The sequence below is a fragment of the Streptomyces sp. NBC_01571 genome (assembly GCF_026339875.1).
Lineage (GTDB): Bacteria > Actinomycetota > Actinomycetes > Streptomycetales > Streptomycetaceae > Streptomyces.
This window is the reverse complement of the sequence record NZ_JAPEPZ010000001.1, coordinates 2,383,775-2,396,074: the sequence shown is the minus strand read 5'-3', so window position 1 is coordinate 2,396,074 and position 12,300 is coordinate 2,383,775. Positions and strand designations below refer to the sequence as shown.

The 12,300-nt window shown below is 73.3% G+C and carries 7 protein-coding genes; 4 read left to right on the top strand and 3 right to left on the bottom strand.

Annotation, left to right across the window (positions count from 1 at the left end; all coding sequences use genetic code 11):
- Positions 1-21: 21 nt before the first annotated feature.
- On the bottom strand, positions 22-819 hold the full coding sequence (locus tag OHB41_RS10755) for a putative hydro-lyase (RefSeq protein ID WP_266705773.1): 798 nt from the start codon (positions 817-819) through the stop codon (positions 22-24).
- Between the two features lie 122 nt (positions 820-941).
- The gene (locus tag OHB41_RS10750) at positions 942-2,261 is read right to left on the bottom strand and encodes an MFS transporter (protein ID WP_266697613.1); all 1,320 of its coding nucleotides are present in this window, start codon (positions 2,259-2,261) and stop codon (positions 942-944) included.
- 203 nt (positions 2,262-2,464) lie between these two features.
- Between OHB41_RS10750 and OHB41_RS10745 the strand changes: the two genes are divergently transcribed.
- The 4 genes from OHB41_RS10745 to OHB41_RS10730 all read left to right on the top strand — a co-directional run bounded on the left by OHB41_RS10745 (position 2,465) and on the right by OHB41_RS10730 (position 10,631).
- Complete coding sequence (locus OHB41_RS10745; RefSeq protein ID WP_266697612.1) at positions 2,465-3,169, top strand: GntR family transcriptional regulator; 705 nt, start codon at positions 2,465-2,467, stop codon at positions 3,167-3,169.
- Positions 3,170-3,285: 116 nt separating this feature from the next.
- Positions 3,286-4,803 carry a hypothetical protein gene (locus OHB41_RS10740; protein WP_266697611.1) on the top strand — a complete coding sequence of 506 codons (1,518 nt, stop codon included), beginning with the start codon at positions 3,286-3,288 and terminating at the stop codon, positions 4,801-4,803.
- Positions 4,804-4,936: 133 nt separating this feature from the next.
- On the top strand, positions 4,937-5,818 hold the full coding sequence (locus OHB41_RS10735) for a hypothetical protein (protein WP_266697610.1): 882 nt from the start codon (positions 4,937-4,939) through the stop codon (positions 5,816-5,818).
- Positions 5,819-5,879: 61 nt separating this feature from the next.
- Complete coding sequence (locus OHB41_RS10730; RefSeq protein ID WP_266697609.1) at positions 5,880-10,631, top strand: coiled-coil domain-containing protein; 4,752 nt, start codon at positions 5,880-5,882, stop codon at positions 10,629-10,631.
- Between the two features lie 84 nt (positions 10,632-10,715).
- Here the strand turns inward: OHB41_RS10730 and OHB41_RS10725 are convergent, their stop codons facing one another.
- Positions 10,716-12,266: a GMC family oxidoreductase gene (locus tag OHB41_RS10725; protein WP_266697608.1), complete on the bottom strand. Its 1,551-nt coding sequence runs from the start codon at positions 12,264-12,266 to the stop codon at positions 10,716-10,718.
- Positions 12,267-12,300: the final 34 nt, after the last annotated feature.

Genomic DNA, 12,300 nt, shown 5'->3' with positions numbered 1-12,300 from the left:
TCTCTCCTTTTCCGGGCCGCTTCAGGCCACGCGGTACTGCTCGTCACGGGCGTCGGTGAGGAACATCTGACCGGGCGCGTGGGTGATCGCGAACGGTGGGCGGGACGCCATCACGGCCGCCTGCGGAGTCACTCCGCAGGCCCAGAACACCGGGATGTCGTCGGGTTCGGCGTCCACCGCCTCACCGAAGTCGGGGTGCGCGAGGCTGCGGATGCCCAGCCCCGAGGGCTCCCCGCAGTGCACGGGGCTGCCGTGCACCGCGGGCATGAGACTGCTCTCCCGGATCGCCGCGGCCAGGTGTTCGGGCGGGACCGGACGCATCGACACCACCATGGGGCCGTGCAGCCGCCCGGCCGGCCGGCACCGGCGCGCGGTCACGTACATGGAGACGTTGCGGCCCTGTTCGATGTGGCGCAGCGGGACGCCCGCCTCGGTGAGCGCCCACTCGAAGGTGAAGCTGCACCCGATCAGGAACGAGACCAGGTCGTCGCGCCAGCGGTCGACGACGTCCGTGGGCTCGTCCACCAACTCGCCGTCCTCCCACACCCGGTAGCGCGGCAGATCGGTGCGCAGGTCCGCGCCCTCGGCGAGCGGGGTGGTCCAGGAGCCGGCGTCGGTGACGTCGAGGACCGGGCAGGGCCCCGGGTTGCGCTGGCAGAACAGCAGCATGTCGTACGCCCAGTCGGCGGGCACCGAGATCAGGTTGGCCTGGGTGTGCCCCGCGGCGATCCCGGCCGTCGGCCCCGACACGCCCGAACGGAACCGGGCGCGCGCCATTTTGGGGGTCCACGCGCGTGCGTGCTCGCCGAGCGGGTGCAACGGGCGCTCCTGGGACGTGCGTTGGGCGGGAGGTGCGGGAGTTGCGGGTGCTGCGGCACCCGCGGAGGCCGCGGCACCCGGGGAGGCCGGGGAGGCCGGGGAGGCCGGGGAAGCCACGGACGTCACAGGAGTTCCTTTCCACGGGTCTCGGGGAGGCCGATCAGCGCCAGGGCGGCGAGCGCGTAGCCGATCGCGCCGAAGACCAGGGCGCCGCCCACACCCCAGCTGTCGGCCAGGAAGCCGACCAGGGTGGGGAAGACGGCACCCACGGCGCGCCCGGTGTTGTACGTGAAGCCCTGCCCGGTGCCGCGCACCGCCGACGGATACAGCTCGCTGAGGAACGAGCCGAAGCCGCTGAAGATCGCCGACATGCAGAAGCCGAGCGGGAAACCGAGCACGAGGAGAAGGGTGTTGGCGCCGCTCGGGAGGTTGGCGTAGATGAGGACGCAGACCGCGGAGAGGACCGCGAAGAGCAGGATGTTCCGCTTGCGGCCCAGCCTGTCGGTGAGATACCCGCCGGTGAGGTAGCCGATGAAGGCCCCGGAGATCAGGAACGTGAGATAGCTGCCGGTGCCGACGACGGACAGGCCGCGCTCCGTCTTCAGGTACGTGGGTACCCAGGTGGCCAGCGTGTAATAGCCGCCCTGGACTCCGGTGGAGAGCAGCACCGCGAAGAACGTGGTGCGCAGCAGACCGGGGTCCTCGCCCGTGGCCGGCTTGAAGATCGCCGCGAACGAGCCCTTGTCCGCGCTCCTCTCGCGCGCGGCGGCCGCCTCAGGGGCGTCCTGCACCCGGCGGCGCACCCAGAGGACCAGCAGCGCGGGCAGCGCGCCGGTCCAGAACATCACGCGCCACGCGAGGTCGTCGCCGAGGAACTGGAAGACGAGGGTGTAGACGAGCACCGCCAGCCCCCAGCCGACGGCCCAGGAGCTCTGGATCGCGCCGAGCGTGCGCCCGCGGTGCTTGGGGCTCGCGTACTCGGCGACCAGGATCGCGCCGACCGCCCACTCACCGCCGAACCCGAGGCCCTGGAGGGCGCGGAAGACCAGCAACGTCTCGTAGTTCGGCGCGAATCCGCAGGCCACGGTGAACACCGCGTACGTGATCACGGTGATCATGAGTGCCTTGACGCGCCCGATCCGGTCCGCGACCACCCCGGCGATCGCGCCGCCGACCGCCGAGACGACCAGTGTGACGGTGGTGAACAGACCGGTCTGGCCGCTGTCCAGACCGAAGTACGCCGCCAGCGCGACCATGCTCAGCGGCAGGGTGAAGTAGTCGTACGAGTCGAGGGCGTAGCCGCCGAACGCGCCGGCGAAGGCCCGGCGGCCCCGTGGGCCGAGGGCGCGCAGCCAGGTGAACGCGCCTTCCTGGGTGCCGGGTTCACCCGTACCTGGGCGGGTGTCGGCCGTCAGGGACTGGGAGGGAGGGGTCGTGCTCATGGGCACCTCGCAGTGAGGGACGAAGGGTGCGTGTGGACTGAGCCGTGCCGTGCGGTGCCGTGCCGTGCGGATGGGACGGGCGCCGCGTTCGAGCGGGCGGTGGGGCCGTTGCGGCGCCGTCTGCCCGCCAAGGTAGAGGATCGTTGAACGATCCTTCAATACCCGTGTTGTTTCGTTCCTGTATCTACGATTGAATTCCGGGCATGGCAGAGCTGACCGGACTGGCCGACGACCGTGCCCTGCTGGGCCGCACCAGCACCGCCGAGAGGGTGGCGGACATCCTCAGGAGCCGTGTCGCCGAGGGGTACTTCCTGCCCGGGACGCGTCTGTCCGAGGACAGCATCGGCGGGGCGCTGGGTGTGTCGCGCAACACACTGCGCGAGGCGTTCCGGCTGCTCACGCACGAGCGGCTGCTCGTCCACGAGCTCAACCGCGGTGTGTTCGTGCGGGTGCTGACGGTCGAGGACGTCGAGGACATCTACCGCACCCGCACCCTCGTCGAGTGCGCCGTGGTCCGAGGGCTCGGCGAGCCGCCGTACGCCCTCGACGATCTCGCCCGCGCCGTCGAGGAGGGGCAGCGGGCGGCACGCGAAGGTGACTGGAAAGCCGTGGGCACGGCCAACATCCACTTCCACCGGGAGCTGGTCGCGCTCGCCGGGAGTTCCCGTACCGACGAGGTGATGCGCAGCGTCTTCGCCGAACTGCGCCTCGCCTTCCACGTGGTGGACGACCCGCGGCGGCTGCACGAGCCGTACCTCGCCCGCAACCGTGAGATCCTCGAGACGCTTCAGGCGGGCGACCGCGACGCGGCCGAGCACCTGCTCGCGGTCTATCTCGACGACTCGCTCGAAAGGGTCGTGGAGGTCTACGCGCGGCGGGTGGCGGACGGCGCGCAGGGCATCGACTGAGGGCAAGGGCGGGCCGTCGGGGCAGGGCGGGCGAGGGGCGCGCCGCGCACCCGGTGACGGCGGTCGCTTCTGCGCCGTTTCGACCGTTGTCAGACCGAGGACCTAGTCTGTGCACCGTGACTTCGCCTGCATCGACGGACCGTGTTCCGCCCCAGCTCAGCGCGGCGCCGCGCCCTGCTCCGGGACCGGCCGCCGACGAGGGCCTGGCGCGGCGGCTGCGCGCGCTCGCCTGCACCGCGCCGCTGCACGACCTGGACGTGCGCAAGGTGAATCTCGCGGGTGAGTACACGGTCTACGGCATGGCCGAGGTGGCCCTCGCCGCCATCGACCTCGTCACCCTGAACATGGACTTCGACACCGGAGCCGACCACGACCAGATAGTGGCCCGGCTCATCCCGCGTATCGCCGCGCAGGCACCCCGGCGGCCCGTCGCCGAGCACGAGCGGGTGGCCCGCTGGGTCCTGGAGAACCTGATCAACGTCGGCAGCGTCGACCGCGGCTTCCGGGCCGTGTACGGCACGTTCGCGCCCGACGGCTCCTATGTGCGCCGCGACTACGACTTCAAGCTGATCGAGGAGGTCCCCGGGTACGGGGGGACCGTCTACCTCCGTACGACGGACGAGGCGGTCAACGTCCTCGTCGGCGCCCTCGACACCGACGTCACCAGCGCGCAGATCGCCGCCGAGGTGAAGCTGGAGGTGCTGATCAGCCGTGGCCGGCTCGCCGACGCCCAGCTCGCCGCCGAACAGGCCCGCTACCGGACCGTGCAGTACTCGGAGACGCTCCGCAGGGCGCTCGACGCCACCCGGCGCAACGTGCGGGCCGTCGACTGGCTCCGGGCCGTGCCCGACATGATCGCCGAGGCCCTCGACCACGTCGCGGACCGCTATCGCCACGAGAACGCGATCCTCACCAACATCCGCAAGGCCCGCGACGAGTCCGAGGACCCCGAGCAGAAGCGCCGCGCCGCCGAGCTCGTCGACATCGTCAAGGACTGCATCCGCCGGCACACACAGCTCCAGTCCCGGCTCCTGGAGGCCGGCCCGCTGTTCCGCGCCGAGCAGGACCGGCAGGCCTTCGCCACCCCCATGACGACCGCGGGCATCGACCTCTACGGCCACCTGGTGGCCCCCTTGCTGCCGCTGCCCGTCGAGCAGGCGCGCCGCGTGACCGACGCCTTCTTCGCGCGCGGAACCGGTCTGCGCACCCCCGTCTCCGTCCGCGTCGGGGACCTCGTCGACCTCCTGCTGACCCCGCCCGTCGAGCGGGAGCACCTCGGCGCCGAGATGCCCGAGCCGGACCTGATCGCCACCCCGGACGACAGCCGCTTCAGCGAGGAGCAGCTCGCGAGCGCCATGGAGCTGCTCGACCTGCCCGCCGACGCGCCCCGGCGGCTGTCCGGGCTGCTGGCGGAGGCGCGCCACCGCGATCCCGAACTGCCCTATCTGGTCGCGCTGCTGGCCGTCCACGCGGCCAGCCCGCCGGTCGGTACCGCCTACCGGCAGGGCGAGGAGAAACTGCTCTTCGCCGTGGACGACGGGACCGAGCTGGACGATCCGGAGTTCGGCGGCGCCGATCTCATCGTGGGAATGGCCCTGCTGGACGCGGCGGGGATGGCGGCGGACCGGAAGTGAACACCTCGTCGCAGGCGCCGGGGAGCCGCGGGTCGTGCGCGGCCCGCCGGACGGTCGTGGCCGGCCGCGCGGCTCGCCGCACCCCGCACCGGGGCGCCCCCGCCCCCGTACCTCTGAACAAGGAGCCCCTTCCGTGACCGAGCAGCACGTCGAGTGGAGCGAGCCGGACGTCGTCGCCGCGCCGGCGAACGCCCCCGTCACGCCCGCCGACGCCGCCGACGCGGCGCGGCTCGTCGCCTTCGGACTGCAGCCCAAACTGCAGCCCGCGCGCGACCAGGAGTACGCGGAGCTGCTGCGGCGCTACCGCGAGGACCCGCCCTTCGCGCGCCTCGCCGACGCCGTGGCCGCCGGGCTCGGACTGGTCGTCCTGGAGGTGTCCGCACGCGCGGGGATGGCGGTCACGGCCGCCGAGGACTCCGTCTTCGCCGTCCGCATGGGCGACTACGCGCGTCGTACCTCCGCCGACTCCGTGGACCGCTTCCTGCACGGCCTCGCCCACCTCGCCGTGGCCGCCCTGGCCTTCCCGCGGCCGGAGGACCTGGCCGACGACGGATACATCGGGCGCGTCTCGGTCAACGGCGTCGACGCGTTCGTACGCCAGGCCTGCCGCCGGCTGGAGGAGCGGGCCGAGGAACTGGGCGAGAACACCGATCCGGCGACCGAGGCCCCGGGACTGGAGGCGGCCTGGCGGATCTGGGCGCGGCGCAGTTCCACCGGTGCCACCAAGGACGCGCGAAGACTGGCCGGCTCCACCACCGGCATCGTCGGCAAGGCCGTCGCGTTCCTCACCGACTCCGGCTTCCTGCAGCGCACCGGCGACGACGCGGGCGGCACGTACCGGACGACGGCCCGCTACCAGCTCCAGGTCCGGGACATGGCGGGCAGCGCCGCGATGGCCGAGCTGCTGGAGCTGGGCGTCGTCCCGGTGACCGACGGCTCCGCGAGTCTGCTGCCCGCCGAGGACGGCGACGAACTGGAGCCGGTGGCCGGCGCCGGGCTGCCGTTCCACTCCTGAACCCCCACGTATCCGAAGAACCCCCCACGTATCCGAAGACTGACGACGAGAGTCCGCCGCCATGTACGAGCTGTCCCGGGTCCGCCTCTACTCCATCGGGCCGGCCGGTGCGCGCTACGCCGACACCGTGCTGGATCTGCGGGGCGTCGGTGAGCCCGTGCCCGACCCCGCGCCCATCCAGGCGGAGTTCTTCGAGGACGAGCCCGTCGGCCCGCCGCGCCGCCCCGCGCCCGCGGGCGTGCTCTTCCTGGAGAACGGCGGCGGCAAGTCCGTACTGCTCAAGCTGATCTTCTCGGTGATGCTGCCCGGGCACCGCAACACACTGGGCGGCGCCAGCTCCGGTGTGCTGCGCAAGTTCCTGCTCGCCGACGACTGCGGCCATGTCGCGCTGGAATGGCAGCACACCCTGACCGGCGAGTGCGTCGTGGTCGGCAAGGCCAGCGAGTGGCGTGGACGACAGGTCTCCAACGACCCGCGGAAGTTCGCCGAGGCCTGGTACTCCTTCCGGCCCGGACCGGGCCTGAGCCTGGACAGTCTGCCCGTCGCCGAGGCGACCACCGTCCGTCCGTCCGCCGAGGGAGTGTCCGGCGCGCAGGGCCGGCGCCGCACGATGAAGGGCTTCCGGGACGCCATCACCGAGGCGGGCAAGGCCTACCCGCACCTGGAGGTGCACTGGGAGGAGATCCACGACCGCTGGAACGAACACCTCGGTGACCTCGGCCTCGACCCCGAACTCTTCCGCTACCAGCGGGAGATGAACGCCGACGAAGGCGAGGCCGCCGGTCTCTTCGCCGTCAAGAAGGACTCCGACTTCACCGACCTGCTGCTGCGCGCCGTCACCGACACCCGCGACACGGACGGCCTCGCCGACCTGGTCGGCGGCTTCGGCAACAAACTGGGCCGGCGCTCCGAGCTGATCGCCGAGCGGGACTTCACGGCAGGCTCCGCGGACCTGCTCGGACGCATCGTCGAGGCCGCCGACGCCCGCTCCCGCGCCCGTGACATCCACGCGGCCGCCGAGCGGCGCACCCGGACTCTGGCCCGGCGCCTGTCCGCGCGGGCCGTGCGGGAGCGGGTGCGCGCCGGAGAGCTCGCGCAGCGCGTCACCGCCGCCGCGTACGCCGTCACCCATGCCGAGGGCGCCCGCGAGCGCAGTGCGCTGATCGCCGCGGAACTCGCCTACCGGCATGCCTCGTTGGCGCTCGCCGGAGCGGAGAAGTCGGCGGCCGCGCAGAAGCGCGAACTCGCCGACGCGCGCACCCTGCACGCCTCCTGGCAGGCCGCCGAACTCGTCCTGCGCCACCGGGCCGCCGCCGACCGCTCCGCGCGCGTGGCCGCCGCGATCCTCGAGGCCGAGCGGGACGCCGCGCCCGCGCTCGCCGCCCGCGCCCGGGCCGCCGTCGACCTCGTCCGCGCCCTGCACCGCGCCGCCGAGGGCGCCGAGGCACTCGCCAACGAGGAGGAGGAGCGCTCCGCCGGGCTGCAGGACGTCGGCGAGACCGCGTACGCCGACTCCACCGCCGCGGCCACCGCCGCCCAGCGTGCCCGCAGCGAGATCGGACACCTGCGCCAGCGACTGAGCGAGGTCGAGCAGGAGACCGCCGAGGCGGTCCGCGCGGGCTGGCTCGACGACACCGCCCCCGACGCCGACCCGGCCCGCGCCGCGCTCGCCGCCAGCGACGCCGAGAAGACCGCCGTCGCGGCCTGGGACACCGCCCGCGAGACCTCGCGACGGGCCACGGAGCACGCCCGGGAGGCGGCGTCCACCGAGTCCCGCGCCGAGCTGACGGCCGCCCGCGCGGCGGACGCGGCGGCGGCGGCCGAGCGGGCGTACGACGGGGAGCGCCGTACGGCGGAGGGGCTGGCGGGGGAGGAGCGGCTCGCGGAACTGCTCAGCCTGCCGAGCGCCGGAGCCAGGGCCCGCGGCGGGGTGCCGCTGCCCCGGGCGGGCGCGGACACCGCCGACGCCACGACCGGCCGCCTCGGCCGGCAGACGGGCGCGGGCGACGACCCGGCCGGGCGCACCGGGCACTCCGCGTCCGGCGCCCACGGCGGAGCCGGCGGCGACACCTCCGCCGAACCCTGGACCGCGGCCGAAGGCGCCCTCACCCCCGAGGAGCTGGACCAGTACGCCGACGAGCTGCGCACGCTCCTCGACGACGGCGTCTCCTCCGCCGAACGCCAGCTGTTCGAGCTGCGGACCGCCGCGGCCGACGACGCACGCATCCTCGGTGCCCTCGGTGACGGCGGCCTGCTGCCGCCCGGCCCGGACGTGCTGGCCACGGTGGAGTACCTCGGCGAGCACGGCATCCCGGCACTGCCCGGCTGGCGCTATCTCGCCCAGGCCGTCGACCCGGTCGACCACGCGCGGGTGCTGGCCGCCCGCCCGGAACTCGTCGACGGCGTGATCATCACCGACCCGGACACGCACGCACGGGCCCGCGAGGCACTCGGAGAGGCGGCGCTGCTGCCGCGCTCCGCCGTCGCCGTCGGCACCGCCGCCGCGCTGCTCGCCCCGACCCCGGCCGTCGGCGCCGGAGACAGCGGGGTGTTCCTCGTCCCCCCGAACCCGGCCATGCACGACGAGCACGCCGCCGACGAGGAACGGCAGACGCTGCGTGCCCGCGCCACCGGTCGGGACGAGGAGATCCGCGTCCTGGCCGGCCGCCTCGCCAAGGACCGGGAGCTGGCGGCGCGGCTCGCGTCCTGGCGCACCGGATGCCCGTCCGGCCGGCTCGTCGAACTCGCCGGCGCCGCCCAGGAAGCCCGCGCCTTCGCCGAGGAGGCCGAGGCCGAACTCGCGGAGGCGCGTACGGTGCGGGCCGAGGCCGACGAGACGGCCGCCGAGGCCGCCCTCGTACGCGACGAACGCCAGGACACCGCCCAGCGCGCCCGGCGCGCCGCCGACGCGCTCGCGGGCCTCGCCTTCCGGCTCCGCGAACGCGCGGGCTGGCAGGTGAAGCTGCGCGAACTCGCCGACGAGGCAACGGAGTCGGAGGCCCGCGCCCAGGCCTGCCTGGAGCGCGCCCGCGCCGCCGACGAGGACCGCCGCGCCACCCAGCGCGCCGCCGACGACGCCCGCCGCACCGCCCGCGCGCTGCGCGCCGAGCGCGCGGAGATCGCCGGCGCCCCCGACGACGTACCGCAGGACGCGCCCGACGCCGCGAAGTCGTCGCTGCCCGCCCTGCGCGAGGCCTACCGAGCCGCGTCGCAGCTGTACGAGAAGGTCGGTGTCGGCGCCGACCTGCGGGCCGAGCAGGCGCGGGCCGAGAGCGACGAGAGCGCGGCACTGGCCGAACTGGACCGGCTCAGCAACAAGGTCCGCACCCGCGCGGCACAGTTGCTGGAGTCTCCGGACGGCTCCGACGGGCCGTCCCGGCAGGCCGCCGCCGCCCGCGCCGAGGAGCTCGTACAGCTCCTGGAGACCCGGATGTCGACCGCGAGCGAGCAGCTCGGGCGGCTGCGCGGCGAGGCCGAACGGCACGCGCCGGAGGACGGCGGTGTCCACACGGAACTGTCGGAGGAGCTGGTCCCGCGCGACGCCGAGCACGCCCAGACCCTGCTGCGCACGGCCACCGGTGAACTCGCCGCCCGCGCCGAGGCGTTGAACCAGGCCCGGGCGGCGCACGCCGAACTGCTCGACGCCCACCGCACCGCCGAGGACGCGGCCGGCGGCTTCGACGAGACGGCGGCCCTCCTGCGCGACCTGCTGCGCGAGCACTCCGACGAGGAGCAGGACGAGCAGGAGCCCTACCCCGGCAGTCTCGAAGAGGCACGGCACGCCGCCACCGAGACCCGCCGCTCCCTGCGCGGCTGTGCCGCCGACCTCTCCGCCGCCGAGGGCGCCGTCCGTGAGGCCGGCGACATCCTCGTACGGCACGCCAACTCCACGCGCTACGAGCAGGTGCGCACGCCCGCCCGGCAGCAGATCCGCGAGCTGCCCGCGTCCGCGCTGCCTGAGCACGCCCAGAAGTGGGCGGACGCCTTCGCGCCCCGGCTGCGGGTCCTCACCGACGAGTTGGAGCAGCTGGAGCGCAACCGGGACTCGATCGTCGACCGGCTGCGCGGGCTCGTGGAGTCCTCCCTCGCCACCCTGCGCTCCGCCCAGCGGTTGTCCCGGCTGCCCGAGGGGCTCGGCGAGTGGTCAGGCCAGGAGTTCCTGCGGATCCGTTTCGAGGAGCCCGACCAGGCCACGCTGACCGAACGGCTCGGCGAGGTCGTCGACGAGGCCACCCGCGCGGCGGTCAAGAAGAACTCCGACATGCGCCGCGACGGCATGTCGCTCCTGCTGAGGGGCGTCGGCGCGGCGCTCCGGCCCAAGGGTGTCGCGGTCGAGATCCTGAAGCCGGACGCGGTGCTGCGCGCCGAGCGGGTACCCGTCGGGCAGATGGGCGACGTGTTCTCCGGCGGGCAGCTGCTGACCGCCGCCATCGCGCTCTACTGCACGATGGCGGCACTGCGCAGCAACGATCGGGGCCGCGACAAGCACCGGCACGCCGGCACGCTCTTCCTCGACAACCCCATCGGGCGCGCCAACGCGACGTACCTGCTGGAGCTGCAGCGGGCCGTCTCGGACGCGCTCGGCGTCCAACTCCTCTACACCACCGGCCTGTTCGACACGACCGCGCTCGCCGAGTTCCCCCTCGTCATCCGGTTGCGCAACGACGCCGACCTGCGCGCCGGGCTGAAGTACATCAGCGTGGAGGAACACCTCCGGCCGGGACTTCCGCGTGAGGCTCCCGCCGGGGAGGCCGTGCACACGGAGATCACGGCGACGCGGATGTTCAAGCGCCCGGCGCCGATCGCTCCCTAGGGGGAGGAGGGCCGTGGGGAGCCGCGGGCCGTTCGCGGCACCGCCGCATGGCGGCCACGGCCCCGCGCCCCTTGCGGAGTGCTCCTACGCGTCCTCCTTCAACAGGTCCGCGCACTTCTCGCCGATCATCATCGTCGTGATGCAGGGATTGACGGAGATGAGATCCGGCATCACCGAGCCGTCCGCGACCCGCAGACCCTCGACCCCCTTGACCCGCAGTCGCGCGTCGAGCGGGGCCGAGGTGTCGTCGTCCGCGCCCATCTTCACGGTGCAGGACGGGTGGTAGACGGTGTTGTGGGTCTTGTGGATGTAGTCGAGCAGTTCGTCGTCCGTCCGGATGTCCGGGCCGGGGGCCAGTTCGGCCCCCGCCCAGCCGCTCAGCGCGGGCTGCGACACGATCTCCCGGGCCAGCCTCAGCCCGTACGTCATCACGCGCACGTCGTGCTCGTGGGTGAAGTAGCGCGGATCGACCATCGGCTTGTCCCGGTAGTCGCGGGTGCGCAGCCGCACGGTGCCGCGTGACTTCGCGCGGGTGACGTTCGGGGTCAGGCAGAAGGCGTTCTCGGTCGTGGGGAATCCGTGCCGCGCGGTGTTCATGTCGAACGGCACCGAGCCGTAGTGGTACATCAGGTCGGGCCGGTCCAGGCCCGGTTCGGTGTCGTAGAAGATGCCCGCCTCCCACCACTGGCTGGACGTGGTGGTCATCGGCTGCCGGGCCTCCCACATGATGACGCCCTCGGGATGGTCCTGGAGGTTCTCGCCGACACCCGCCGAGTCCACCACGACGTCGACACCGACCTCGCGCAGATGCGCCGCCGGCCCGATGCCCGACAGCATCAGCAGCTTGGGCGTGTCGATGGACCCGCAGGACACGATCACCTCGCGGCGGGCGCGCACCGCCCGGGTGTGGATCAGGTCCGGGTCCAGGTACTCGGCGCCCACGCACCGCCGCCCCTCCAGGACGAGCTTCTTGGCGCGCACCCCCGTCCGTACCGAGAGGTTCGGCCGCTTGCCCATGACCGGGTGCAGATACGCGACCGACGAGGACTGGCGGATGTTGTTCTCGTCGGAGTTGATCTGGAACCAGTTGGCGCCTCGGACCACGGTCGTGCCGGTGTTGAAGGCCGTGGTCGGAATGCCCGCCTGCGCGCACGCCTCGAGGAGTGCGGTACCGCACGGGTCCTCGCCCTTCAGCGTGCGCAGTTTCACCGGGCCGGTGCGGCCGTGGTGGTCGCCGGGAGCGTCGTTGGACTCCAACCGCCGGTAGAGCGGGAAGAGTTCGGCCGCGCTCCATCCCGTACAACCCGCCGCGGCCCAGTCGTCCAGGTCCTCCGCGGGGGCCCAGAAGGCGATGCAGGAGTTGTGCGAGGAGCAGCCCCCGAGCACCTTGGCGCGGGCGTGCCGCATGAAGCTGTTGCCGCTGGCCTGCGGTTCGACGGGGTAGTCCCAGTCGTAGCCGGACTCCAGCAGTCCCATCCAGCGTTCCAGCTTCAGGACGTCGTCGTCGCCGACGTCGCTGGGCCCCGCCTCCAGCACGCACACGGTGACGGAGGGATCCTCCGAGAGCCGGGCCGCCACCACGTTGCCCGCCGTACCGCCGCCTACCACTACATAGTCGAACTCATCGACACTCATGGAGAGTCGACCTCCTCGGGTTGCTCTTCGGCCG

What these genes read in the sequence shown, in the direction of transcription:
- OHB41_RS10750 (WP_266697613.1), bottom strand. Translation starts at nt 2,261, where the DNA reads ATGAGCACGACCCCTCCCTCCCAGTCCCTGACGGCCGACACCCGCCCA.
- OHB41_RS10745 (WP_266697612.1), top strand. Translation starts at nt 2,465, where the DNA reads ATGGCAGAGCTGACCGGACTGGCCGACGACCGTGCCCTGCTGGGCCGC.
- OHB41_RS10730 (WP_266697609.1), top strand. Translation starts at nt 5,880, where the DNA reads ATGTACGAGCTGTCCCGGGTCCGCCTCTACTCCATCGGGCCGGCCGGT.
- OHB41_RS10725 (WP_266697608.1), bottom strand. Translation starts at nt 12,266, where the DNA reads ATGAGTGTCGATGAGTTCGACTATGTAGTGGTAGGCGGCGGTACGGCG.